This is a genomic window from Pseudogulbenkiania sp. FW507-F1 (genome assembly GCF_058781125.1).
In genome coordinates this window covers 79,342-105,546 of record NZ_JBYSWM010000005.1, presented here as the reverse complement: position 1 = coordinate 105,546, position 26,205 = coordinate 79,342, and the positions used below count along the sequence as shown (strand labels likewise).

The window sequence follows — 26,205 nt, the reverse complement described above, 5'->3', positions numbered from 1 at the left end:
CCTGGCCTCAGCGGCGGATGGGTGTCAGTCTGGCCAGCGCTGCAGGAGCTTGAAAAACTCGTCCTCGGGAAGCGCCCTGGAAAACCAGTAGCCTTGGCCAAAATCACAGCCTGCCGCACTCAATAAATCCCGTTGCTCCCTCGTCTCGACCCCCTCCGCCACCACCCGGAGGCCGAGCTTGTGGGACATGGCGATGATAGCTTCGGTGATGGCCCGGTCACTGGGGGTGGACGTCATGTCGCGCACGAAGGACTGGTCGATCTTCAGGTAGTCGATATCGAGCCGCTTCAGGTACGCCATGGCCGAATAGCCGGTCCCGAAATCGTCCAGCGAGACCTGGATGCCCGCCCTGCGGAATTGCTGCAACTTGCTGGTGACGTCCGGACGCTCGTCCAGCAACAACCCCTCCGTGATTTCGATGGCAATGCACTCGGCTGGCAGGCCGATTTCCTGCAGATGGTCGATCCAGGTTTCATGGGCGTGGCCGGTGAAAAACTGGCGTGGCGATTTGTTGATGCTGATCTGCAGCGGTGCGCCTGCGAGGGTTCCGCTGCGGCCAGACTCCCACAAGCGCTTGGCCATGCCCGCAGCCCGCCGGAACACCCAGTCGCCGATCCCGTTGATGAGGCCGATGTCCTCCGCAATCGGGATGAACTGCGCCGGGCTGATCCAGCCCCGACGCGGGTGGTGCCAGCGCACCAGGGCTTCCGCCTTGACGATTTGCCCGGTGGCGAGATCGACGATGGGCTGGTAGTACACGTCCAGCTGGCCCTGGGCCATGGCACTGCGCAGGTCGTGGCCGAGTTGGAGCCGTTCCGCAAATATTGCCTGAATCGACGGTACGAAGTAGCAGAAACGGTTTTTGCCCAAGGCCTTGGCGTGGTACATCGCCTGGTCGGCGTTGATCAGCAGCGTATCCATGTCCTGCGCGTCTTTGGGATACAGGGTGACACCGATACTGGCCGAGACATAAGCCACGTCAGCCCCCAGCTGGAATGGCTTGCTCAGTGTTTCAATGATCGATTGCGCCACCTGCTCGATAGGCGTCGGTTGCGACAGGTTCTCGAGGATGACCGTGAATTCGTCACCTCCCAGGCGGGCCACCAGGCCCGTCTCGCGCACGCAGTCGGCAATGCGCTGGCCGGCTTGCGACAGTAGCTGGTCCCCCACCTTATGCCCCAGCATGTCATTGACCTCCTTGAAGCGGTCGAGATCGATGAACATCAGTGCCAGCGCGCTGCCCGAGCCTTTTGCGTGCTCAACCCCCTGCTGTAGCCGCTCGAGGAAAAGGCGGCGATTCGGCAGCTCGGTCAAGAGATCGTAATTGGCCTGGTGCCAGATGGTTTTCTCGCTTCGCTTGCGGTCGGTGATGTCGAGGATGACGCCCACCAGGCCGCCAAGCTGGCCACCCGACTTGTTGAAGGTCGCCTTGTAGAACACGACGTTCTTGAGCGTCCCGTCGGTGGACTGCACTTCGGCCTCGTAGGTCTGGGTGCCGGGGGCATCGAACAGGGCCTGGTCGGCGGCGTGGTAGCGTTCGGCCAAGTGGCGGGGGGAGATATCGAAAACCGATTTGCCGATCAGCTCTTCACGCGGGAGCCCAATATAGTGCTCGAACGCCTCGTTGCAGCCCAGATAGCGCCCCGCCTCGTCCTTGTAGAAAACAGGACTGGGGATGGTTTCAATGAGCTGGGAGGTGAAGTTCAGCTGTTCTTCCACCGCGTGCTCGGCTTGGCGGCGGTCGGTATTGTCGATCATCATGCCGATGATCGCCGGCCGGCCGGCAAATTCGGTACGGATGCCGAAAACCTCGACCTGTATACGGCGGCCATCTTTGCACAGACCGTCGAATGAATAGCGGCTGGTCGTTGCTTCGTTGTTGATGCGGCGGTCGATGGCGCGTTTGGCGATGTGTCGAAACTCTGGCGCCGTCAGGTCCATCGGTCCGAGTGTTCCGCACAATTCCGCCTGCGTGTAGCCGAAAAGTTCGGCCAGATGGGTGTTGGCGTAGAGAAAGCGGTTGTCCTGGATGATATACACCCCGACCAGATCGTTGTGCAGAAGCTCAAGGAACAGGCTGTCCGCCTCTCGCAGCAGGTCTTCGGTCAGTGAATCGAGGCGGGAGGCTTCCATCTGGCGGTAATCACAAGGGGCGGATCTGTCCCGGTCGGGATAAACCATGGGTTGGATAGGGGCTGAGCGACGCGTCGGCAGTGGCAATTGCCGCGCCAGACCGGCCATATTCTACTGCATCTATCCGGGATACTTGCGGACTCGTTAGCGAAATCGTGGCGGTTAAGCGGGCGACGGTGCGGCAGGCCGCACTGTGTTCGACGGTCACGGGCAAGACGTGAGACCTGGCGTGCGGGCTTGCCTTTACGTCTGCGGCATGTGTGAAACAACCGCAAAAAAGCCCTCGCCGTATCTCGGCGAGGGCTTGGCGCACCCGGGGCCGGGTGGGCTGTTTTACTTGCGGTTGCTGTACATGAAGCTTTCCATCGACGCTTCCGCCAGGTTGAACCAGCCATGTTCGAGCGTGCGGAATTTCTTCCAGTCGGTGTAGATTTTCTTGAAGATGGGGTTCTTGGCGGCTTCTTCCTCGTACATCTCGAAGGCCGCCTTCTGCCCCGCCTTGAGAATGTCCAATGGGTACTTGTGCAGCTTGACGCCTTTCTGCAACAGGCTCACCAGCGCCTGCGGGTTCTTGGCGTCGTATTCCGCCTGCATCAGGATGTTGGCTTCGGCTGCCGCCGCTTCGAAGGCCGCTTGGTATTCCTTCGGCAGCTTGGCCCATTCCTTGGTGTTGACGAAGAAGGTGATCTGCGGACCCGGCTCCCAGAAACCGGGGTAGTAGTAGTGCTTGGCGACTTTGTAGAAACCGAGCTTCTCGTCGTCGTACGGGCCGACCCACTCGGTGGCGTCGATGGTGCCTTTTTCCAGTGCCGGGTAGATATCCCCGCCGGCGATGGTCTGCGGTACGGCCCCCAGGCGGGCCATGACCTCACCGCCCAGGCCCGGGATGCGCATCTTCAGGCCCTTGAGGTCGGCCAGCGACTTCACTTCATTGCGGAACCAGCCGCCCATCTGCGTGCCGGTGTTGCCACCCGGGAAGTTGACGATGTTGTATTGGGCGTAGAGCTCGCGCAGCAGCTTGAGTCCGTTGCCGTAGTACATCCAGGCGGCTTGCTGGCGCGAGGTCAGGCCGAACGGCACCGAGGTATCGAAGCCGAAGGCCTTGTTCTTGCCGACGTAGTAATAGCCGCAGCTGTGGCCGCATTCGACGGTGCCGTTCTGGACCGCGTCCAGCACCTGGGTGCCCGGCACGATTTCCCCGCCGGCGAACACCCGGATCTGGAATTTGCCCCCGGTGAGCTGGCTGATGCGGTTGGCCAGGGTGACGGCGCCGCCGTAGATGGTGTCCAGACTTTTCGGGAAGCTGGAGGCCAGGCGCCAGCGGACGGTCGGCGTGTCGGCGGCGAGGGCGGGGGCCGAAACAGCTGCCGCGGCCAGGCCGGTGGCACCGGCCTTCTTCAGAAATGAGCGTCGTTCCACGTTTTGTCTCCTTTGTTGTGTGCTGCTGTCGTCAGTGGGGCGGTCGGTGCCGCCCCGGCTGAAGGGATTCGGCGGATTCACTTGCCATCGCCGGTGAGTTGTTTGAGCAGTTCGGCGCTCGAGTCGCTGGCGGTCTCACCCGCTGGGGCAGAACTTTCCTGGGGGGGCGATGGAATCTCGATGGTTCCCGACGAGGCTGTGGGGGAGGTGTCCCCCATCTGCTGCAGCGTGGCTTCGGCCTCGCTGGCACTGGTCAGGGCTTCATGGCCGACAAACGACGTTACCAGCCCCGGCAGAGTGATGATCAGGCCCACCATGAAAAGCTGGATCACGACGTAGGGGATGGCGCCCCAGTAGATGTCGGTGGTCTTGATCGATTTGGGGGCCACGCTCTTCAGGTAGAACAAGGCGAAGCCGAACGGCGGGTGCATGAACGACGTCTGCATGTTGACCCCGAGGATCACGCCAAACCATACCAGATCGATACCGAGTTTCTGGGCCACCGGTGCTAGGAGCGGTACCAGAATGAAGGCGATTTCGAAGAAATCGAGGAAGAAGGCCAGGAAGAACACCAACAGGTTGACCACGATCAGGAAGCCGGTCGTGCCACCCGGCAGCGAGGTCAGCAGGTGCTCCACCCAGCGGTCGCCGTCCACACCAAGGAAGGCGATGCGGAACACCCGTGCACCGATCAGGATGAACACCACGAAGGTAGACAGTTTGAGGGTGGAATCCATCGCCTGCTGCAGCAGCGATAGGCTCAGGCGCCGGTTCAGGATGGCCAGGATCAGCGCGCCGACGGCGCCCATCGCCCCGCCTTCGGTCGGGGTGGCGATGCCGAGGAAGATGGTGCCCAGCACCAGGAAGATCAGCAGCAGCGGCGGCACCATCACGAACAGGGCGCGGCTGGCCAGCGCCAGTCCGTGCAGGGTGCGCGCCTCGGCGGGCAAGGCCGGCGCCCAGTGCGGTCTCGCCATGGTCACGGCGAAGATGAACACGGCATAGAGCAGGCACAGCAGAAGACCCGGCGCCATTGCACCGGCGTACATGTCGCCCACCGAGGTGCCCAACTGATCGGCCAGCACGATCAGCACCAAGCTCGGGGGGATGATCTGCGCCAGCGTGCCGGAGGCGGCGATGACGCCGGTGGCAATGCGTTTGTCGTAGCCGTAACGCAGCATGATCGGCAGCGAAATCAGGCCCATCGAGATCACCGACGCGGCCACCACGCCGGTAGTGGCGGCGAGCAAAGCGCCCACGAAGATCACGGCGAAGGCCAGTCCGCCACGGATACGGCCGAACAGCTGGCCGATGGTGTCGAGCATGTCCTCCGCCATGCCGCTGCGCTCGAGGATCAGCCCCATGAAGGTAAAGAAGGGGATGGCCAGCAAGGTGTCGTTCTTCATGATGTCGAACACCTGGCGCGGCAGGGCTTGCAGCAGCTCGGGGCGCAGCAGATCGAAGTGAATGCCGATCCAGCTGAACAGCAGGCCGACCGCGCCTAGCGCGAAGGCCACCGGATAGCCGATCAGGAGAAACACGATCAGCGATCCGAACATGACGGGAGCCATCATTTCCAGGTTCATACGTGCTCCTCCTTGTGCGGATCCAGCGTCTTCTCGGTCGGGTCAGGTGCCAGGCCCTGTAGGAACGCGACGCGCTTGATGATCTCGGATACCCCCTGCAGCAACAGCAGTGTGAAGCCGATCGGGATCAACATCAGGACCGGCCAGCGGATCAGCCCGCCGGGGTCAGACGACATCTCTCCGCTGCGCAAGGCGTCGATGAAGATCGGCCAGCCGTAGTAGGCGATGATGGAGGTCATCGGGAGCAGGAAGAGCACCGTGCAGACGATGTCGAGCACGGCTTGGCCGCGCTTCGAGAGCCGGCCCGCCAGGAGGTCGATGCGGATGTGCTCGTTGCGTTGCAGGGTGTAGGCGGCAGCCAAAAGGAACATGGCCGAGAACAAATACCACTGGATTTCGAGAAAGGCGTTGGAGCTGACGTTGAACAGTTTCCGGATAACGGCGTTACCGGCGCTGATGAGCACGACGATCAGCACGATCCATGAGGCGGAACGGCCGATGCGCGCTGTGATCCCGTCGATGAGACGCGACAAGGCGAGCAACGAGTGCACGTAAGTCTCCTTTGTAGTTCTTCCTGATGCCGCCGCTGGGCGGAACCTTATCGTTCGAGCGATAGGCCGGTCTGCGCCGGTTCGAACTATCTAAGCATATGGAATAGTCTTTGAGAAGGCGTTTAGGTATGCGGGTTTACCCTTGGACGTGCCGGGGTGTCTTGCCACGGGCGAAGGAAGGCGATGGAAAGAGCGGTGCGACCCGGGCCCGCGCTCGGCCCCGGAGCGCACCGCTTTGTGTTGCAGCAGAGGGAAGAATCGGGAGGAGGTTACTGCATCAGTTCCCGTAATACGTAGGGCAGGATGCCGCCGTGGAGGTAGTATTCGACCTCGATCGGGGTATCGATGCGAGAGCGCAAGATGACGTCGCGCTGCCTCCCGTCCGGACGGGTGATGCGTAGCGTCAGTTCCTGTTGAGGCTTGAGGCCCTGTTCGATACCGACGATGTCGAAGCTGTCGTCACTGCCGAGGCCCAGGCTTTCCCAGCTGTCCCCATTCTGGAACTGCAGCGGCAAGACCCCCATGCCGACCAGGTTGGAGCGGTGAATGCGTTCGAAGCTCTTTGCCACCACAGCCTTGACGCCCAACAGCAGGGTGCCCTTGGCGGCCCAGTCGCGGCTGGAGCCGGTGCCGTATTCCTCGCCGGCGAACACCATGGTGGGGGTGCCACGATGACAATACTTCATCGCCGCGTCGTAGACCGTGGTCTGATGGCCGTCGAACAGGGTGTAGCCGCCTTCGACCCGGCTGCCGTCGTCCTTGCCCGGCAGCATCAGGTTCTTGACGCGGACGTTGGCAAAGGTGCCACGGATCATGACCTCGTGATTGCCGCGCCGGCTGCCGTAGCTGTTGAAGTCCTTTTTCGTGACCCCTTCGGCCAATAGATACTGCCCGGCCGGGGTGCTGTCACGGAATGAGCCGGCCGGGGAGATGTGATCGGTGGTCACCGAATCGCCGAGCATCAGCAAGGCACGCGCTCCCCGGATGTCGCCGACCTTGCCGGGCTGCATCGCGAAGCCGTCGAAGAACGGCGGACGGGCGATATAGGTCGACTTCGGCCAACTGTAGACGTTGCCGAGCGGCGCGGCGATGGCGTTCCACAGATCGTGGTCGTGGGTGAAGTCGCCGTACAGGCGGCGGAAGGTGTCCGGGTCCATGGCACGCGGCAGCAGCGCGGCCACTTCCTCCGAGCTGGGCCAGATGTCCTTGAGGTAGACCGGCTGGCCATCCCGGCCGATGCCCAGCGGCTCGCGCGTCATGTCGATGGTGACGCGTCCGGCCAGCGCGAACGCCACCACCAGCGGCGGCGAGGCGAGGAAATTGGCGCGCAGGTTGGGGTGAATGCGTGCCTCGAAGTTGCGGTTGCCGGACAGCACCGCGGCGCAGACCAGGTCGTGGCGGGTGATGGCCTCGTTGAACTCGGGGCGCAGGTCGCCAGCGTTGCCGATGCAGGTGGTGCAGCCGTAGGCGGCGACGTTGAAGCCGAGGCGCGCCAGCGGCTCCAGCAGGCCGGTCGTTTCCAGATAGTCGGTGACCACGCGCGAGCCGGGCGCCAGGCTGGTCTTGACGCGCGGATGGACCGTCAGCCCCCTGGCGACGGCCTTTTGCGCCAACAGACCGGCCGCCAGCAGCACGCTGGGGTTCGAGGTGTTGGTGCAGCTAGTGATGGCGGCGATCAGTACGTCACCGCTGCCGATATCCATGGCCGGCATTTCGGGTTCGATGTCCGTGCCCGGCTCCCTGCGGTCGAGCATAGGGTGGTCATCGACCATCTCGATCTGATGACGTACAGCCGGCACCGGGGCGTCGTCGCCGGCAGCGGCCTGGGTGGGATAACGCAGCGTCAGCTCGTCGGCGTGCTTGTTGAAGCCGTTCTGTGCCGCCGGCAAGGAAAACAGGTGGGTGAAATTCTCTTTCATCGCCGCCAGTTCGATACGGTCCTGCGGGCGTTTCGGCCCGGCCAGCGACGGCACGATGCTGGATAGATCGAGCCGCAGCGTCATGCTGTAGTCGATCTCGCCCGCCTTGGGTACGCCGAACAGTCCCTGGGCGCGGAAATAGTCCTCGAAGTGCTCCACTTCGCTATCGCTGCGGCCGGTCTTTTTCAGGTAATCGACCGTTTTCTCGTCCACCGGGAAGAAGCCCATGGTGGCGCCGTACTCCGGGGCCATGTTGGCGATGGTGGCGCGGTCGGTGACAGTCAGGCTGGCGGTGCCCTCTCCATAAAACTCGACGAACTTGCCGACCACCTTCTGGCGGCGCAGCAGTTCGGTCACGGTCAACACCAGATCGGTGGCGGTGATGCCTTCGGCCAACCTGCCGGTCAGTTCCACGCCCACCACGTCCGGCGTCAGGAAGTACACCGGCTGACCCAGCATGGCCGCCTCCGCCTCGATGCCGCCCACCCCCCAGCCGACCACGCCGACGCCGTTGATCATGGTGGTATGGCTGTCGGTGCCGACCAGCGTGTCGGGGAACACCACACCGTCACGGATCTGCACGCCGCGGAACAGGTATTCCAGGTTCACCTGGTGCACGATGCCGATCCCCGGCGGGACTACCTTGAAAGTATCGAACGCCTGCATGCCCCACTTCATGAACTGGTAGCGTTCGCGGTTGCGCTCGAATTCCAGCTCCATGTTGAGGCGCAGTGCATCCGGTCCGCCGTAATGGTCGATCATCACCGAGTGGTCCACCACCAGGTCGACCGGCACCAGGGGCTCGATCAGCTTCGGGTTCTTGCCCATCTCGTCGGCCACATTGCGCATTGCCGCCAGATCGGCCAGCAGCGGCACGCCGGTGAAGTCCTGCAGCACCACGCGCGCGACGACGAAGGGAATCTCGTCGGTACGCGGGGCGTTCGGCTGCCAGGCGGCCAGCTGACGCACATGCGCCTCGGTGACTTTCTTGCCGTCGCAATGCCGCAGCACCGACTCCAGCACGATGCGGATCGACACCGGTAGGCGCGACACCGCGCCCAGGCCGGCCGCCTCCAGGGCCGGCAACGAATGGTAGAGCAGGGGGTTGCCGGGATGCGTCTCGATGGTCTTGAGGGTGTTGAGCGGGTTGTTGTCCATGGTCTCTCCCTGCCGGTTGCGCCGCTAAAACGTACCTTTCATTATGGCCAATCGACGTGATTTCGCTGCCTTCAGGCGGTCGGCGGCACGCTGAGCCCGGCGGCGCAGGTCTCCAGCCAGTGGCAGAAGGCGCTGACGGTCGGGTCGTCCACGGCGGTACGCGGTGCGACCCAGCAGTAGGCCCGTACCGGTACGATGGGGCTCGACAGCGGCGTGGTCAGGCGGCCGCGGGCAATTTCGTCTTGCGCCATCGGCATCGGCCCGAGCACCACGCCCAGTCCGTCCATGGCCGCCTCCAGCGCCAGCGAGAAGCGATCGAAGTGCAGCGTGCTGGCCGGCTTCAGGTCCGGCACCCCGGCCAGCGTGAGCCAGCGTTGCCAGGCGGTCGGGCGGGTGTCGGCGTAGAGCAGGGTATGGCGGGCCAGGTCGGCGGGGCTGGCGACGGGAGCCCGCTCCAGCAGCGCGGGGCTGCACAGCGGCAGCTCCCACTCTTCCAGGAAGGGCTTGGCGATGTGGCCCGGCCAGTCGCCGGGGCCGCGCCGGATGGCGATGTCGAAGGGGGTATCGAGGCGGCCGATGTCGCGGTCGGAGGTGACCAGGTGCAGCTCCACGTCCGGGTAGGCGTCGCGAAACTGGGTCAGCCGGGGAAGCAGCCAATGCCGCGCAAAGGTCGGGGTGGAGTTGACCGTGAGCCGCCGCAGCCGGTCCGGCTGCAACAACTGCGAGGTGGCGTTGGCGATCAGGTCAAGCCCGTCCTGCACCTGAATCAGATAGCGCCAGCCTGTATCGCTCAGCTTGACCCGCCCGCCGGTGCGGTCGAACAGCTTCACGCCCAGCCATTCTTCCAGCTGCTTGATCTGCTTGCTCACAGCGCCATGGGTGATGAAGAGCTCGTTGGCCGCGGCCGAGAAGCTTTCCAGCCTTGCTGCCGCTTCGAAAATGCGCAAGGCATTGAGAGGAGGATAGGTATTCATACTGTGATTTTAACTCACAGGCGCTGTGGCGATTACTCGTTTGTAAGCGTGGGCCAGACCGCGTAATCTTCCAGCATCAAAAAATAGGGGAGAGAATGCGATCTCCCCAGGGCGCTAGCTGGCAGGAGTCATACCAATTGCCGGCCGACTCAATCACCAACATCTCCAGCGTAAAGGTTAAGAACGATGCTTGAAGCTTACCGCCAACATGTTGCCGAGCGTGCCGCTCTCGGCATTCCGCCGCTGCCGCTTTCCGCCAAACAGACCGAAGAGCTGGTCGAGCTCCTGAAAAACCCGCCCAAGGGCGAAGAAGATTTCCTGGTCGAGCTGATCACGCACCGCGTGCCGCCGGGCGTGGATGACGCTGCCAAGGTCAAGGCGTCCTTCCTGGCCGCCGTGGCCGACGGCGACGTGGCCTGCGCGCTGATCTCCCGCGAAAAAGCCACCGAACTGCTCGGCACCATGCTGGGTGGCTACAACATCAAGCCGCTGATCGACCTGCTGGACGACGCCTCCGTGGCCCAGATCGCTGCCAACGGACTGAAGAAAACCCTGCTGATGTTCGACTCCTTCCACGACGTGAAGGAAAAAATGGACGCCGGCAACACGTTCGCCCGCGAAGTAGTCGAATCCTGGGCCAACGCCGAGTGGTTCACCAGCCGTCCGGCCGTGCAGGAAAAAATCACCGTGACCGTGTTCAAGGTCACCGGCGAAACCAACACCGACGACCTGTCGCCGGCTCCGGACGCCTGGTCGCGCCCCGACATCCCGCTGCACTACCTGGCCATGCTGAAGAACGCCCGTCCCGGCATCACCCCGGAAGAAGACGGCAAGCGCGGCCCGATCCAGTTCATCGAAGACCTGAAAGCCAAGGGCAACCTGGTGGCCTATGTCGGCGACGTGGTTGGCACCGGCTCTTCCCGTAAATCCGCCACCAACAGCGTGATCTGGGCGACCGGCGAAGACATCCCGTTTGTGCCGAACAAGCGCTTCGGCGGCGTGTGCCTCGGTGGCAAGATCGCTCCGATCTTCTTCAACACCCAGGAAGACTCCGGCGCGCTGCCGATCGAAGTCGACGTGTCGAAGATGGACATGGGCGACGTGGTCGACATCTACCCGTATCAAGGCAAGATCGAGAAGAACGGCGAAAAGATCGCCGAGTTCGCGCTCAAGTCCGACGTGATCCTGGACGAAGTGCGCGCTGGCGGCCGTATCAACCTGATCATCGGCCGTGGCCTGACCAGCAAGGCGCGCGAAGCGCTGGGTCTGCCGGCCTCCACCGAATTCCGCCTGCCGACCGCACCGGTCGATTCCGGCAAGGGCTTCTCGCTGGCGCAGAAGATGGTTGGCCGCGCCTGTGGTCTGCCGGAAGGTCAGGGCGTACGTCCGGGCACCTACTGCGAACCGAAGATGACCACCGTCGGCTCGCAGGACACCACCGGCCCGATGACCCGTGACGAGCTGAAAGACTTGGCTTGCCTGGGCTTCTCCGCCGACCTGGTGATGCAGTCGTTCTGCCATACCGCGGCCTACCCGAAGCCGGTGGACGTGAAGACGCACAAGGAACTGCCGGCGTTCATCTCCACCCGTGGCGGCGTGTCCCTGCGCCCGGGCGACGGCGTGATCCACTCCTGGCTCAACCGCCTGCTGCTGCCGGATACCGTCGGCACCGGTGGTGACTCGCACACCCGCTTCCCGATCGGCATTTCCTTCCCGGCCGGCTCCGGTCTGGTGGCCTTTGCCGCCGCCACCGGCGTGATGCCGCTCGACATGCCGGAATCGGTGCTGGTGCGCTTCAAGGGCGAAATGCAGCCGGGCGTCACCCTGCGTGATCTGGTCAATGCCATTCCGCTCTACGCCATCAAGCAGGGCCTGCTGACCGTGGCCAAGGCCGGCAAGAAGAACATCTTCTCCGGTCGCATCCTGGAAATCGAAGGTCTGCCGAACCTGAAGGTCGAGCAAGCGTTCGAACTGTCCGACGCCTCGGCCGAACGTTCCGCCGCCGGTTGTTCCGTGCGCCTGAACAAGGACCCGATCGTCGAGTACATGAAGTCGAACATCACCCTGATGAAGGTGATGATCGCCGACGGCTACCAGGACGCACGTACCCTGGAGCGCCGCATCAAGGCCATGGAACAGTGGATCGCCAACGGTGAACTGCTGCAGCCGGATGCCGACGCCGAGTACGCCGCCGTGATCGAGATCGATCTGGCCGACATCCACGAGCCGATCGTGGCCTGCCCGAACGACCCGGACGACGTGAAGACCCTGTCCGAAGTCGCCGGAGCCAAGATCGACGAAGTGTTCATCGGTTCGTGCATGACCAACATCGGTCACTTCCGTGCCGCTTCCAAGTTGCTGGAAGGCAAGCGCGACATCCCGGTCAAGCTGTGGGTGGCTCCGCCGACCAAGATGGACGCTCAGCAGCTGACCAACGAAGGCCATTACGGCGTGTTCGGCTCTGCCGGCGCCCGTACTGAAATGCCGGGCTGCTCGCTGTGCATGGGTAACCAGGCTCAGGTGCGCGAAGGCGCCACCGTGATGTCGACCTCGACCCGTAACTTCCCGAACCGTCTGGGCAAGAATACCAACGTGTATCTTGGCTCGGCGGAACTGGCTGCGATCTGCTCCAAGCTGGGCCGCATCCCGAGCAAGGAAGAGTACATGGCCGACATCGGCGTCATCAACAAGCAGGCTGCCGACGTTTACCGCTACATGAACTTCGACCAGATTGATGAGTTCAAGGAAGTGGCCGACACGGTCAACGTCTAACTACAGCAAGGGTTTCGGTTGGTTGGGTATTCTGACGCTGTCTTCCGTCAGTGGATGGATACCCCCAAAGATTCCCCCAATGTAAAAAGCTGCCCCGCCAAGTGCGGGGCATTTTTTTGGGACATTCTCAGCCTAGCGCCGGGGCCATCAACAATCGTGACGGAGCCAATCCGCCGCGGTATCCCCTGACGAGGGGGGAGTGAACCGTGGTTCCGGTCAATTGCTCTCCTTGAGTTCGGGCCAGGCGGCAATGATGCGTTTGGCGCACCCCTTCAGCTTTTCCCTGTCTTCCCGCCGTGCTGTATGCGGAGCAAGGAATTCCCCGCTGTATTACGGAATCACGTGGATGTGAAAGTGCGTACGGTCGGGCCGGCCGCGCTGCCGTTAGCCTGCGCCAGGATAATGCCAGGCGGCCCCTGGGCGGTCCTGGCCGTGAAGGCTGCCGTAGCCGACAGCATCCAGAAAGCGGCCCTTGAGTTTCCACCTGTCGGCTATCGGAAACCAACATGAAGTCCCGCTCTCGGCCAACTGCTGCCGTTCGCTCATTTGGCATAGCCGCCATTCAAGCGGCGGCGCACTCTAAAACCTGCCGAACAGTCAATGCGAACTCTTCGGCCTGAGCGGTCATCCCGCCCTAGAAACGAAAACGGCTGCTTCCTAATGAGAAAACAGCCGTTCAATTGTCGAGAAAAGCCGAGGGAGATTCACTTTCAAGAACAGCAGAGGCAGGGCAAAAGAGGTTACATAGTAATCCCCATGTTGCGCAGCTTAAGCATTACGATTTATCCAATTGGCCTGCCCAAGTGCGAATTTGATCGATAGTCGCCGTAGCGCCCCCGCATACGATGACCAAAACCTTGGAGTAACTGGCCAACACGGGTGCCTGGTCGTAGACTACGGAAAGGGCCGCGCCGCAAGCTGGTTCAACCAGGATGCGATGGTCCGCCAGAAAACGCTCGCAGGCGGCAAGGGAGCTGTGGTCCGACACGACGAGGCTCTGGATGGGGTGTTCATGTGCACAACGCAATGCCTGTTCGCACACCCGCTTGGCGCCTAGCGAAGTGGCGACGCTGCTGATGCGCTCCAGCTCCACCGTATATCCGGCTTGGACGGCTGCATGGAACGAGGCTGCGCCTTCGGTTTCCACCGCCAACACCGGCACATCATGCCACTGATTGCGCTGGAGGCCCTCCACCACGCCGGGAAGTAGACCGCCCCCACCGACGGACAGCACCACGGCATCTGGCTTGAGGTTCGCTTGGGCAACCTCATCGATCATCGTGGCATGTCCATGCCACAGCAGCGGGTCATCGAAAGGATGCAGAAAAGCATCCGTCGGCCCAAGTCAAGTTTGCGCGAACTGATTGGCCTCTTGCCAGGAACTGCCGTGCACCACAACCTCTGCCCCTTCCAAACGGAGCAGCTCCTTGGCCCGCTCCGTGGTCGTTTCCGGCACCACCACCGTTACAGGAACACCCAGACGACGCCCCGCATAGGCCACAGCAAGCCCTGCATTGCCGCCAGAGGATGAGACGAAACGCTGCGCGCCTTGGCTCTGGTAGACGGCACAAGCGTGGCCGATGCCCCGGATCTTAAAAGATCCAGGCAATTGCAAAGCATCGAGCTTGAGCCATATGAATCGGCCTGCAAGAACGCTCAAGGGACGCGACTCCATCAAAGGAGTTTCAAAGTGCAGATTCATGGCGATGTCTTTACTAGGCTGTGGCATGAAAGTGGGAAAGGCCTCAGGAAAGGCAACGGAATGCTCTTGTTTCATGGGGCGGCTTTGTTTGGGGCAAGCGCCTGCACTTCAATCTCGACATCCAGATCGAACGCCAGTTTGCAGCTAACCACCGAGCGCACCGGGAAGCCCTCTGGGAAATAGACGGCATAGGCCTGGTTGAACTCGGCAAAGTGTTTCATATCGGATAGCCACACGGTGACTTTGACCACTGCGCTCAAATCCGAACCGCAGGAAAGCAAGGTGCGTTCGATGCCTGCCATGATGTTGTGGGTCTGGGTCTGAACATCACCTCGAATGGGCTCCCCCGTCTCCGACATCGAGACCTGTCCGGATAGAAACAGGAATCCGCCCGCCTCGACCGCTCGGGAGAAAGGGAAAGGCAACTCGCTGGCAAAGCGAGTAATGGCATAGGGCATAGCGTTAGCTCCTAATCTTCAGCGGGAGGATCCTACGGTTGAGGGCTCATTGACAGAGTGCTGCCGGATTTCATCCAGATAGTTGTAAATGGTGTAACGCGTCACGCCGAGGGCGGCGGCGGCTTTTTCGATGCCACCCTTGACGATGAAAATGCCTCTTTCCTGCATCTGGCGGACGGCTTCGAGTTTTGCCTTCTTGTTCTGCGCGCGGTTAGGCGAATTCATCCTGGCCAGCGAGTTCTGGATGATCTCCGCCATCAGTAATTCCATGTCGGCCGGTTCCGATACTTTTTCAGCCGTAGATGGCGGCGCAGCCAGCAATTGTTCTAAGCAGGCTTGGGCTGTCAGCAGACCACTGATATCGGTATTGATGCACAGGCTTGCAAACGGTTGACCGGTCTTGTCCCGGAACACGGCAGTGGCACTGCGCAAGGTTCGACCGTCAGCTGCGGTGGTCGGGTAGTTTGGAATGACCACCGGCTCACAATCAACATCCGTCTCGGCGGTGCGCATTACGGCAGCAAAGCCCTTGTCTTGCTGCGGCCCGCCCAGCACGGGGCTCCCCACCGAACGGCCTGATACATGGCCGTTCACAATATCGATCACCGACCTTTCGGGCTGCGTCAGGTCGTGAAGGATTATCTCGGTATTGCGGCCGACGACACTGCCCATGGCTGCCAGTGCGGCTTTCAGCGTGGTCAGGACCAGTTGTCTTTCTTCGGTCGTGTCGGTATCAGACCTGGCGTCATTCATTGGCACATCCATGTTGGTATAGGGCATGCAGGAGCAAGTGAGATAAAGGTTGCAACTCCTTGGGTGGCAGCAGAATATCAACACTGTGTTTTAATTTCAACAAATTGTTGAATTTTATTGTAAATGCCACGCCGTTGGGCACTAAGAGGCATGTCCGAAAAGCCGTTGCCTATCAATCTGTGGAAAGGCCGCTTAGGCCGAGTTGTTCACGTAGGCCAAACGGCAGCTTACAGAGTCAAGCAGCCAATCCAATGGCGCGCATCCAGATTTGCCAACCGGCAGATTGTGGCCGGGAGCGCGTATTCTCCAGTAAGCCCGAAACCTGCCGTTCCCGGTTTGGCAGAACAATAAGACTCCCTTCAACAACAAGGAGTCTGTCATGGAATCCACTCGCTTTCGGGAACCTTGGAACAAGGGCAAACTGGTAGGCCAGAAGCCACCGCTGAAGCCGAAGGACATATGGGCCATCCGGATCCACCTGCAGAATGCCCATCAGGTGCGAGACCTGGCCATGTTCAATCTGGCCATCGACAGCAAGTTGCGGGGCTGCGACCTCGTGAATCTGCGGGTCCGGGACGTCACCCACGGCAATCAGATCCTGCCCCGGGCCATGGTCATGCAGCGGAAGACCCAGCGTCCTGTTCAATTTGAGCTAACCGAACCGACCCGGACTGCGGTGGCGGCGTGGATTGCCAAGGCGAATCTCAAGTCAGAGCAGTATCTGTTTCCCAGCCGGGTCACCAGGTCGCCTCATGTTTCGACACGGCAGTATGCCCGGATCGTCCATCAGTGGATCGCCGCGGCTGGACTCGACACCTCCGCCTACGGCACCCACACCATGCGCCGGACCAAGGCGACACTGATTTACAAACGGACGAAAAACCTGAGGGCCGTTCAGTTGCTCCTGGGCCATGCCAAGCTGGAGAGCACAGTTCGATACTTGGGTATTGAAGTCGATGATGCCCTGGAAATCTCAGAGCAGACCGAGATATAGCCAAGTCCTGAGATGCCCCCATTCGTACCGAGCCGACGCGGCTGGGGCATAATGAACAGACCACGGGCGCCTGCATCGCAGGTGTGAAGGTACGCATCACTCGCCAGCGTATGGTCGGAAGAATCGCCCGACACAGTGGTGCAGACATAGCAGCCGGAGTAACGACCGACCGCCCGTGGCTATCTGTCCCAATGGGCGGCAGCTTTCGGGCGTCTCCTGGATACGTGCTTCCGGCCAACAGTTGCCGGTCATGATCCCCATGTATCAGGCATTCGCGAGTCCGCTTCGATCGTTTACCTGCCGGAGAGCCTACGCGTACAAATCGGCCTAAGCGGTCCTCCACCCCATCGGCCCTGAGCGTCCGTTCAGGACCACATACCGGCCATTTCACTTGCACCGTAGCCGAAGGGCGGCTTTCTGACTTGGGGAAAGCTCACTTTCGACCCGTAGCTGCCGGTCGATCCGTCAACGGTTCAACGGTAGGTATCCGAGTGAAGTAGTCACCCGGTATGGCTATTGACGGACAGCGGTTCGGCCAGAGCGGTCAGACGAAAGAGTCTTCGGATCGTCCGCTTCAAGCAGATGAACCGTCTTCAGAAATACAAATCCTGAACGGAACCGATTACGCCAACGGGCGTGACTGCCGCGCGAACCTGACAGAAGGCCGTCCTGGCGGCAACTGTGCTCTTTTCCCCTACGCCGATGTGTGATCACTAGGCACGCCGGATTGCCCATAACCTTGGAGCTAATCCGATGCCGGCTGTGATGGCTGGTCAACACACGCACCGCTTTCCATCGACTCTTTTAGTGTATCCGTCATGATCATCAGACCCACACCCAACTGGTTCCGCATGCTCTTCATCTGGCACGGTTCGGTTCTCCCATCGATCATTCCGCAACTGGTCTTCATGGCGCTGATCAGCGTACTCGCAATGCTCACCGATGGTCGCCTGTTGGGCGAGAAAATTCCCTTGAACGCGATACCGTTTACCCTGTGCGGCGTTGCGCTGGCCATCTTTCTCGCGTTCCGCAACAACGCCAGTTACGAGCGGTTCTGGGAAGCGCGCCGGCTGTGGGGAAACGTACTGATTTCCGCGCGCGCACTGACGTCGCAGGTGATTGCCTACGCGCCGGACGACCCCGCCGTATTCGATCGCGACGGCTTCGTGCGGTTGCTAATTGCATTCGTCTACGCGTTCAAGCACCAACTGCGGCGCACTGATGTGGCAACCGATCTGGCGCGACTGCTCGGGCCGGACAACGCGATGGCCGTGGCGGGCCGTTTGTTCCGCCCCATCGTTCTGCTCAACGAAGCGCGCTGCCGCCTCGGCGAGCTGAAGCGCAGCGGCGCGCTCACCGACAGCCAGCTTTGGCTGCTCGACACGCAGCTCAACGAACTCGGAGCGGCCGTCGGCGGCTGCGAACGCATCGCGGCGACACCGATTCCGTTCGTGTACGGCGTGCTACTGCACCGTACCGTCTATGCCTATTGCGCGATGCTGCCGTTTGGGCTCGTCGACACGATTAACATTGCGACACCGCTCGTGTGCACGTTCGTGTCATACACGATGATCGCGCTTGAGGCGATCGCGGGCGAGATTTCCCAGCCGTTCGGCGTCGCGCCCAATCAGTTGGCACTCGACGCGATGACGTGCAACGTGGAGAGGGCGCTGCTCGATCTCTGCGACGAGACCGTGCCACCGGAAACCCTGCCCGACGCACGCTATCAACTGACTTGATCTCATCGGAGGAACCCATCATGCAGCCCTGCCCCACCTCTGCCGATCACACCGGCAGCGTCGCTCGCACGGTGATTCGTCGCCGGCACTGCGATACCCGCCGGACTGGCGACCGCATCGTCGAGGAGGTCCCGGTCGCGCTGGTCTTCAACGGCATCGCGCACGCAGTGATGATGGCGACCCCGATCGACCTTGAAGCGTTTGCGCTGGGCTTTGCGCTCAGCGAAGGCATCGTCGAGCGTATGGCTGAGGTGTTCGATATCGAAACGTTCTCGGCAAGCGACAGCGCCGAGGTGCAAGTCACCATCGCGCAGAAGGCCTTCATGGCGCTGAAAGGGAAGCGACGCGCGCTGGCAGGGCGAACTGGCTGCGGGGTCTGCGGAATCGAGAGCATCGAGCTGCTGGATCTGCACCCCGCCCGTATCGCCCATGCCGGCGCCGCCTCCAATATCGGGGCCGATGCCGTCGAGCGCGCAGCGCGCGAATTGCCCACTAGACAGGTTCTGATGCACGAGACCGGAGGCATTCATGCCGCCGCATGGTGTGACCGTGACGGTGCGGTGATCGACGTATTCGAGGACGTCGGCCGACACAACGCGCTCGACAAGCTGATCGGCCACCTCGCGCGCCGTCAGGCGGATACGCGCGATGGCTTCGTGTTTCTGTCCAGCCGTGCCAGTTACGAGCTGGTGCGCAAGGCAGCTCGCTTGCATATCCCGATGATCGCGACCATTTCGGCCCCAACGTCTCTTGCGATCGACGTCGCACAGCAGGCCGGGATACGGCTGCTCGGCTTCTGCCGCGACGACAGCTTCGTCGAATACGCGGCTCCGGAAGACGAAACTGTACTCCTGGGATGAGGAGCGGACTGTGTATCCGGCCCAACGCACCTACGTACTATCCTGCTGGTGAATCGTTTCATCCTCCGAGGAGCATCGGACAGATCATGAACGCCATCGACCACGCGGCACTCGCAGCCGCACTTGCTGACGCCGCCGCGAATCCCATCGACCAACTCGACCGCCCGTTGCGGGATCTGCGTCTGTCTGTGATCGACCAGTGCAACTTTCGGTGTACTTACTGTATGCCACGCGATGTTTTCGATGTGAATTACCCGTTTTTGTCATCATCCGAGCGCTTGTCGTTCGATCAGATGGTCAAGATCGCGCGAGCGTTCGTGTCGCTCGGCGTCGAGAAGATCCGCATCACCGGTGGCGAGCCGCTGCTGCGACGCGGGCTCGAAACGCTGATCGAGCGGCTAGCGGCACTAACAACCTGGAACGGCAAGCCGGTCGAGCTCGCGCTCACCACCAACGGTTCGCTGCTCGCCGGCAAGGCACGCTCGCTACGCAACGCCGGCCTGACCCGCGTGACGGTCAGCCTCGACGCGGTAGAAGACGCGGTGTTCCGCCGCATGACCGATGTCGACGTGCCCGTGGCACGCATCCTTGACGGCATCGACGCGGCGTGTGCCGCAGGGCTTATGCCCATCAAGGTCAATACGGTGATCGAGCGCGGCGTGAACGATAGCCAGATCCTGCCGCTGGTCCGCCTGTTCAAGGGCAGCGGCGTGGCGGTGCGCTTCATCGAATACATGGATGTCGGCGGCGCGGCATTCTGGGCAAGCGACAAGGTGCTCACGTCGCGGCAGATGCAGGACATCATCGAAGCGGAATTCTCCCTCGTTCCTCTCGACAATCACGAACCCACCGAGACATCGGTCAACTATCGCCATGCAGACGGCTCCGGCGAGGTCGGGTTCATCTCGAGCGTATCGCATCCCTTCTGCGGCTCGTGCACGCGTGCGCGCTTATCGGCCGACGGCCAACTGTATACCTGCCTGTTCGCGACGCATGGTACGGATCTTAAGCCCTGGCTGACCGAGGCCGCTTCCATCGAGCAACTGGCCGATGCGGTCCGTCGGAGTTGGAGCCACCGCGACGACCGCTACTCAGAGCTTCGCGCGACGAAGCGCAAGGCCGGATCGGGTAAGGTCTACCCCACCGTCCGCATGTCGCTGGTCGGCGGTTGATGCCTGCCCACCCCGTACGGTAAAGCCCCCCTGAAAAAAGAGACGGCGCGCCCGAAAGCCCGCCGTCTCGCGCTGACAGTCCCCTGCATCAACCCGCGCCGTCGGCCTCGATCCCCGCCACCGTCTCGCAGAGCGCGCGCCCTTGCTCGGTCAGCACGGCCATCCCGCGTCCGTTCTCGTCGATGCTAAAATCGGCCAGTCCTGCAGACTTCAGCACCGTGAGTGTCCGTCGCAACGTGCTCATCGGCAGTCGGGCGCGTTTTGCCAGCTTGGCCAAGGCCCATGGCCTGTCAGGACCATCCTTGGACGACACCCACAGTTGCTCGAGCACCACGGCGACGACCGGGTCGAATTCGCCGTCGTTCGTCTGTCCTGCTTGCACTTCGTTCATGCTCGTCCTTCCCTCGCAACGATGACGACACAGCCGATTCTAGCCGCGGCGCGCAAGCTTGAGGGTGCCTGACGCGCGATCCGCATACTGTACTGGCTGTGCCGCCCGCGAGCTGTACTGCTTTCGCTGACCTCACGCGTCAGCGGGCTAACGTTCCGACCAGCTTGCCGACGGTAATCAACGCCTGTTCGATCTCGCTGGACCATGGACTGCTGTAGTTGAGTCGGATGAAATTCCGGTAGGTGTCCGAGGTCGAGAACATATAGCCCGGCCCGATCGTGATACCCCTCTCGAGAGCCAGCTGATAAAGCCGCATCGAGTCGACCTTGGGCGGCAGCTCGATCCACAGTACATAGCCGCCCGCCGGAGAGGACATGCGCGTGCCGTCGGGAAAGAAGCGAGACACCATCGCCCGCATCAGATTGGCCTGTTGCGCATAGGCCTTCCGGACCCGGCGCAGGTGATGCTCGTAGCCATCCCGTTCGAGAAATTCCGCTATCGCGAGTTGCGGAATGGAGGGCGTCGTCAAGGTGTTGAGGAACTTGAGCCTCTCTACCTCGTCGCGATAGCGGCCAGGCAGCGCCCAGCCGATCCGGTAGGCCGCCGTCAGGCTCTTCGAGAACGACGCGCAATGCAGCACGAGCCCCTTCTTGTCGTAGGACTTCAGTGTGCTCGGGTGCGAAGCGCCGAAGTACAGCTCGTTGTACACGCCGTTCTCGATGACCGGAATGTCCTTCTTGGTGACGAACTCGACCAGCTCGCGCTTGCGTTCGTCCGGCATCTGGAAACCGAGCGGATTCTGGAAGTTCGGCATCACCATGCACGCGGCGATGGGTTGCGATTCCACGATCGCGGCGAGCGCCGCAATGTCGATGCCGTGCTCCGGATGCGTCGAAACCTCGATCGCCTTCATCCCCATCCGCTCGATCGCGTGTAGCATCGCGTAGAAAGTCGGCGATTCAACGGCGATCACGTCACCGGGTTTGGCGACCGCCTGCAGACAGAGGTTGATCGCCTCCGTCGCACCGACCGTGATGATGATCTCGTTCGGATCGACCGACATGCCGTTTTCGAGGTAGCGTCGCGCGATCTGGCGCACAAGTTCCGGATTGCCGGGCGGCAGCGCATTCGTCACGCCCCATTGCCTTTTTTCCCGGCCGGCCAAATACGCATAGCGGTTCAGCTTTTCAAACGGAAACAGGCCCGGATCGGGATAGGGCGAGCCGAGCGGCACGGCACCGTCTGTGCTGATCGAACGCAGGGTCGACAGCACCAGCCGGCTTACGTCGACCGACGACGAAATGGCGATCGGCTTGGTGGGCCGGAGTTTGCGTACTTGGCGCTCGCCATCGTCACTGCGCAGGCTGACGAAATAGCCGGACTGAGGCCGGCTTTCCAGCAGGCCGCGGCTCTCCAGCAGCAAATAGGCACGAATCACGGTGGTGATGCTGAGCCGGTGCTGCTGACTGGTCTGCCGTACCGACGGCACGCGATCACCGTGACTGTACACGCCTTGCCGGATCAGCTTCTCCAGATCGTCCGCAAGCTTTTCGTAAAGTTTCATCGCCCCACTCCCGCATCCGATCGCAGCCCGGCCGAATGCGGTGGCATGGGGACGAATGCACTTCAGTATACAGTCCACGTGAATGCGGGAGGATAACAGAACTGTACTCTTGTAAATCGAATGGATGTGTGTGCCCCGCCCCTCCTCCTGCGCTTTTACTCTTCGGCTCATGGAACGCGCCGCATGGCAGAACCCGACTTCAGGCTGCTTGGGCACGACATAGACGACGCGTCATCAATGGAGCCAAGGTTATGGAAAAGGCAACACCGAAGGGAAAAATCGAGGCATACGACCATCCGGCCGCAGGCTGGGGCGCCCTCAAATACGTCGCGATCAATCTGATCAAGGAGCGGGTCGCGGGCGGCAACTATCGAACGCTGTTCAAGCAAAACCAGCCAGATGGCTTCGACTGCCCCGGCTGCGCGTGGCCCGACCGGCAGCACGCGTCGACCTTCGAATTCTGCGAGAACGGCGTAAAAGCAGTCGCGGCCGAGGCGACGACAAAACGCGTGACCCCGGCGTTCTTCGAGGCCCATACCGTCGAGGAGCTGATGAAGCAGACGGACTACGAACTCGAGCAGCACGGCCGGCTGACCGACCCGATGGTGTATGACCCACGGACCGACCGCTACCAGCCGATCGCGTGGCACGATGCCTTCGCGCTGGTCGCGAAGCATCTGAACCAGCTCGACTCGCCCCACGAAGCAGCGTTCTACACGTCCGGCCGCGCGAGCAACGAAGCCGCGTTCCTGTACCAGCTGTTCGTACGCATGTACGGCACCAACAACTTCCCCGACTGCTCGAACATGTGCCACGAAGCGACCAGCCGCGGTCTGCCGACGACAGTCGGCATCGGCAAGGGCACGGTCACACTCGACGACTTCGAGCTCGCGGACACCATCATTATCTTCGGCCAGAATCCCGGAACCAACCATCCACGCATGCTGGGTGAACTGCGCGAGGCATCCCGCCGTGGCGCCACGATCGTCTCGGTCAATCCGCTGCGCGAACGGGGGCTCGAGCGCTTCGCGAGCCCCCAGCATCCGCTTGAGATGCTCACCTTCGGCAGCACGAAGATCGCATCGACGTTCATCCAGCCGAAGCTGGGGGGCGACTTCGCGCTGATCAAGGGCGTCGCGAAGCATGTGATCGAACTCGACGACCTAGCCGTCGCGAAAGGCACTGAGCGCGTGATCGACGTGGATTTCATCCGCGAGCACACGCTCGGCTTCGACGCGTTCGCCGCGGATCTGCGCGCCGAGAGCTGGCCGCTGCTCGAATCCGAATCCGGCGTCGCACACGAAGACATCGAGGACCTGGCCCGCATATATGCAAACGGAAAGAGAGTGATCGCAACCTGGGGTATGGGCATCACGCAGCACAAGCACTCGGTGCAGACCGTGCACATGCTGTCGAACCTGCTGATGATGCGCGGAAACATCGGCCGCGAAGGCGCGGGGCTCTGCCCAGTGCGCGGACACTCGAATGTGCAGGGCAACCGCACTATGGGGATCGAGGAGAAACCCTCGCAGGCCTTCCTCGACCGCCTCGGCCAGGTTTTCAGCTTCGAGCCGCCACGCGAGCATGGCCTCGACGTCGTCGAGACCATCGAACACATGGTGGAAGGTCGTCTGAAGGTGTTCATTGGCCTTGGGGGCAACTTCGCGATGGCGACGCCGGATACGCTGCGCACCTTCGACGGCCTGCGCTCGTGCGATCTCACCGTCCATATCACGACGAAGCTGAACCGCAGCCACCTCGTGCACGGCAAAGAAGCCCTGATCCTGCCGACACTTGGCCGCACCGAGATCGACGCGCAGGCTGGCGTGGCACAGGGCATCACCGTCGAGGACTCGATGAGCATGGTGCACATCTCGTACGGGATGAACAAGCCCGCCTCTCCGAACCTGATGTCTGAGACCGCAATCATCGCGAACATTGCGTATGCAACACTCGGTTATGCCAAGGTGGATTGGCTCGGGTTCGCGCGTGACTACGCGATAATCCGCGACGCGATCGAACAGGTGTTCGATGGCTTCGAGGCCTACAACGCGCGTATTCAACAACCAGGCGGCTTCCACCTGCGCGTAGCGTCGCGCGAGCGCGAATGGGAAACACCAACCGGCAAGGCCAACTTCGTCGTGCATCCGGTGCAACAAGACACGCCGATCGCCCGTGCGAAGAAAATCCATGGCGAGCGCCTCATGACGCTGATGACGACCCGTTCGCACGACCAGTACAACACCACCATCTATGCGCTCGACGACCGCTATCGCGGCGTGTTCGGACAGCGCCGCGTCGTGTTCATCCATCCGGCCGACATCGCGATGCTCGGCTTCAAGAACGGCGACTGGGTAGACATGACGACGGTCTGGGACGACGGGATCGAACGCCGCGCAAATTATTTCCGCTTGGTCGAGTACGACATTCCGCGCGGCTGCATCGGCGCGTACTACCCGGAAACGAACCCGCTGGTCCCGCTATCAAGCGTCGGCGACGTCTGCAATACGCCAACCTCGAAGTCGATCCCGGTGCTGCTGCACCGTTCAGTGGAGCCGGCCAGCCTGCCTGCCTTTTGAATTTCGTTCGATCCATGCGGCCGCATCCCGTCGGGGGTGTCCACCACGTTCTCCATCCTTAGGGTGACCATCATGCCTGTAGAAGCTCTCAACCTCGCGCGTGGCCAGTTCGCCATGACCGCGGTGTTCCACATACTCTGGCCGATCCTGACGATCAGCCTGTCTGCCTTCCTGCTCGTTATCGAAATCCTGTGGGTCAAGACGAGCGACGTTGTCTGGTACCGCCACGCACGGTTCTGGAGCAAACTTCTGTTGCTCAACTTCGCCGTCGGTGTCGTGACCGGCATTCCGATGGAGTTTCAGTTCGGCACCAACTGGGGGCCGTTTTCGGAGTACACCGGCCAGTTCTTCGGCAACATCCTCGGCTTCGAGGGGGCGATGGCCTTCATGCTGGAGGCGGGCTTCGTCGGCATCATGATGCTCGGCTGGGGGCGCGTGCCGAAGGGCGTCCACCTGTTCGCGACAGCGATGGTCGCGCTGGGCTCATCGCTCTCGGCGTTCTGGATCATGGTCGCCAACTCCTGGCTGCAGACCCCGAGCGGCGTCGCCGTCGTGAATGGCAAGCTGGTGGTGACCGACTACGTGGAGGCGATCTTCAACCCCGCCATGGCGTGGGGCGTATCGCACATGTGGTTTGCGGCGCTGGAAACCGGCCTCGTCGTGGTCGTCGGCATCTCCGCCTACTACCTGCTGAAGCGCCGCCATCCGGAATTCTTCGTCCGCTCGTTCAAGCTAGCGCTGCTGATCCTCGCGTTCGTCACCCCCGTGCAGATCTGGTTGGGCGATTCGAGCGGTGTCACCGTGTTCGAGACCCAACCCGCCAAGGGGGCCGCCATCGAAGGCCACTGGGAGACGAACGCACCCGGCACGGGCGCAAGCTGGTCGCTGATCGCCTGGCCCAACGCCGCGCAGCAGCGCAACAACTGGTCACTCGAAGTGCCGGGCATGCTGAGTATTCTGGGCACCCACAACCTGCACGGCCAAGTGAGGGGGCTGAGGGACATTCCGGTTGTCGACCAGCCGCCGATGCTCCCGTTGCTGTACTACGCGTTCCGTGCAATGGCGGGGATCGGCTTCCTCTTCATGCTGCTGGCGTTCTGGACCCTCTACGCACTGCGCAAGGCGCGCGGCCGCGTCGACGCGCTCCTCTCGCAGCGCAAGCTGCTACTGGCGTGGGTATTCACGATCCCGCTGCCGTATATCGCGGTGGAGTGCGGCTGGATCGTACGGGAAGTCGGCCGCCAGCCGTGGGCCGTCTACGGCTTGCTGCGCACCGAACATGCTGCATCCGCCATCTCGTCGACCGCCATCACGGGCAGCATGGTCATGTTCGCGGCGTTCTTCGCCGTGCTGATCTCGTCGTTCTTCATCTTCGCGTACCGCTGGCTGCGCAAGGGCCCGGACCTCACGCTGATGCCGCCCGCCGAGCCTGACCGCGAGAGCCCGTCGCACGCCGTCGATTACTGACGCATGGCCCGCTC

General features: G+C 62.0%; 17 protein-coding genes and 1 pseudogene. 7 read left to right on the top strand and 11 right to left on the bottom strand.

Translation table 11 applies throughout. The features are described from left to right. Positions 1 to 24 precede the first annotated feature (24 nt). The 6 genes from AC3WG5_RS04865 to gcvA all read right to left on the bottom strand — a co-directional run bounded on the left by AC3WG5_RS04865 (position 25) and on the right by gcvA (position 9,740). A complete protein-coding gene (locus AC3WG5_RS04865; RefSeq protein ID WP_492567992.1) occupies positions 25 to 2,133 on the bottom strand; it encodes a putative bifunctional diguanylate cyclase/phosphodiesterase in 2,109 nt (702 codons plus the stop codon). A gap of 333 nt (positions 2,134 to 2,466) precedes the next feature. Then, positions 2,467 to 3,552, bottom strand: a complete 1,086-nt coding sequence (locus AC3WG5_RS04860) for a TRAP transporter substrate-binding protein (protein WP_492567991.1) — start codon at positions 3,550 to 3,552, stop codon at positions 2,467 to 2,469. 77 nt (positions 3,553 to 3,629) lie between these two features. Beyond that, entirely contained in the window at positions 3,630 to 5,138 is a 1,509-nt protein-coding gene (locus AC3WG5_RS04855) for a TRAP transporter large permease (RefSeq protein WP_482581303.1), read from the bottom strand. Beyond that, the gene (locus tag AC3WG5_RS04850) at positions 5,135 to 5,689 is read right to left on the bottom strand and encodes a TRAP transporter small permease subunit (protein ID WP_492567990.1); all 555 of its coding nucleotides are present in this window, start codon (positions 5,687 to 5,689) and stop codon (positions 5,135 to 5,137) included. Before AC3WG5_RS04850 ends, AC3WG5_RS04855 begins: the two co-directional genes overlap by 4 nt. A gap of 269 nt (positions 5,690 to 5,958) precedes the next feature. Further along, positions 5,959 to 8,766, bottom strand: a complete 2,808-nt coding sequence (locus tag AC3WG5_RS04845) for an aconitate hydratase (protein WP_492567989.1) — start codon at positions 8,764 to 8,766, stop codon at positions 5,959 to 5,961. A gap of 71 nt (positions 8,767 to 8,837) precedes the next feature. Next, positions 8,838 to 9,740 carry a transcriptional regulator GcvA gene (gene gcvA, locus AC3WG5_RS04840; protein WP_008952902.1) on the bottom strand — a complete coding sequence of 301 codons (903 nt, stop codon included), beginning with the start codon at positions 9,738 to 9,740 and terminating at the stop codon, positions 8,838 to 8,840. Between the two features lie 186 nt (positions 9,741 to 9,926). Here gcvA and acnB point away from each other — a divergent pair, with 186 nt between their 5' ends. Continuing rightward, positions 9,927 to 12,512: a bifunctional aconitate hydratase 2/2-methylisocitrate dehydratase gene (gene acnB / locus AC3WG5_RS04835; protein WP_294863543.1), complete on the top strand. Its 2,586-nt coding sequence runs from the start codon at positions 9,927 to 9,929 to the stop codon at positions 12,510 to 12,512. Between the two features lie 775 nt (positions 12,513 to 13,287). Here the strand turns inward: acnB and AC3WG5_RS04830 are convergent. The 3 genes and pseudogenes from AC3WG5_RS04830 to AC3WG5_RS04820 all read right to left on the bottom strand — a co-directional run bounded on the left by AC3WG5_RS04830 (position 13,288) and on the right by AC3WG5_RS04820 (position 15,452). Then, positions 13,288 to 14,214 (bottom strand): annotated as a pseudogene (locus AC3WG5_RS04830) (pyridoxal-phosphate dependent enzyme). Between the two features lie 71 nt (positions 14,215 to 14,285). Continuing rightward, the gene (locus AC3WG5_RS04825) at positions 14,286 to 14,672 is read right to left on the bottom strand and encodes a RidA family protein (RefSeq protein ID WP_008952703.1); all 387 of its coding nucleotides are present in this window, start codon (positions 14,670 to 14,672) and stop codon (positions 14,286 to 14,288) included. Positions 14,673 to 14,690: 18 nt separating this feature from the next. Continuing rightward, positions 14,691 to 15,452, bottom strand: a complete 762-nt coding sequence (locus tag AC3WG5_RS04820; protein WP_492567988.1) for a helix-turn-helix transcriptional regulator — start codon at positions 15,450 to 15,452, stop codon at positions 14,691 to 14,693. Between the two features lie 352 nt (positions 15,453 to 15,804). On the opposite strand from AC3WG5_RS04820, the gene AC3WG5_RS04815 reads away from it, so the two are divergent. The 4 genes from AC3WG5_RS04815 (at position 15,805) to moaA (ending at position 20,190) form a co-directional block, all read left to right on the top strand. After that, the gene (locus AC3WG5_RS04815; protein WP_492567987.1) at positions 15,805 to 16,419 is read left to right on the top strand and encodes a tyrosine-type recombinase/integrase; all 615 of its coding nucleotides are present in this window, start codon (positions 15,805 to 15,807) and stop codon (positions 16,417 to 16,419) included. 818 nt (positions 16,420 to 17,237) lie between these two features. Then, positions 17,238 to 18,158, top strand: a complete 921-nt coding sequence (locus AC3WG5_RS04810; RefSeq protein WP_482580986.1) for a bestrophin family protein — start codon at positions 17,238 to 17,240, stop codon at positions 18,156 to 18,158. A 20-nt stretch (positions 18,159 to 18,178) separates the two neighbouring features. Further along, positions 18,179 to 19,018, top strand: a complete 840-nt coding sequence (gene fdhD / locus AC3WG5_RS04805) for a formate dehydrogenase accessory sulfurtransferase FdhD (RefSeq protein WP_482580985.1) — start codon at positions 18,179 to 18,181, stop codon at positions 19,016 to 19,018. 86 nt (positions 19,019 to 19,104) lie between these two features. After that, positions 19,105 to 20,190: a GTP 3',8-cyclase MoaA gene (gene moaA, locus AC3WG5_RS04800; protein ID WP_482580984.1), complete on the top strand. Its 1,086-nt coding sequence runs from the start codon at positions 19,105 to 19,107 to the stop codon at positions 20,188 to 20,190. 88 nt (positions 20,191 to 20,278) lie between these two features. Here moaA and AC3WG5_RS04795 read toward each other — a convergent pair whose 3' ends face one another. Both AC3WG5_RS04795 and AC3WG5_RS04790 read right to left on the bottom strand, forming a co-directional pair. Further along, positions 20,279 to 20,581 (bottom strand): helix-turn-helix domain-containing protein, encoded by a 303-nt coding sequence (locus tag AC3WG5_RS04795; protein WP_482580982.1) that lies wholly within the window; start codon positions 20,579 to 20,581, stop codon positions 20,279 to 20,281. A gap of 139 nt (positions 20,582 to 20,720) precedes the next feature. Beyond that, positions 20,721 to 22,145: an aminotransferase-like domain-containing protein gene (locus AC3WG5_RS04790; RefSeq protein ID WP_492567986.1), complete on the bottom strand. Its 1,425-nt coding sequence runs from the start codon at positions 22,143 to 22,145 to the stop codon at positions 20,721 to 20,723. 251 nt (positions 22,146 to 22,396) lie between these two features. On the opposite strand from AC3WG5_RS04790, the gene AC3WG5_RS04785 reads away from it, so the two are divergent. Both AC3WG5_RS04785 and AC3WG5_RS04780 read left to right on the top strand, forming a co-directional pair. Further along, positions 22,397 to 24,724 carry an FdhF/YdeP family oxidoreductase gene (locus AC3WG5_RS04785; protein ID WP_492567985.1) on the top strand — a complete coding sequence of 776 codons (2,328 nt, stop codon included), beginning with the start codon at positions 22,397 to 22,399 and terminating at the stop codon, positions 24,722 to 24,724. A gap of 72 nt (positions 24,725 to 24,796) precedes the next feature. Further along, on the top strand, positions 24,797 to 26,191 hold the full coding sequence (locus AC3WG5_RS04780; RefSeq protein ID WP_482580975.1) for a cytochrome ubiquinol oxidase subunit I: 1,395 nt from the start codon (positions 24,797 to 24,799) through the stop codon (positions 26,189 to 26,191). The last annotated feature ends 14 nt before the right edge of the window (positions 26,192 to 26,205 follow it).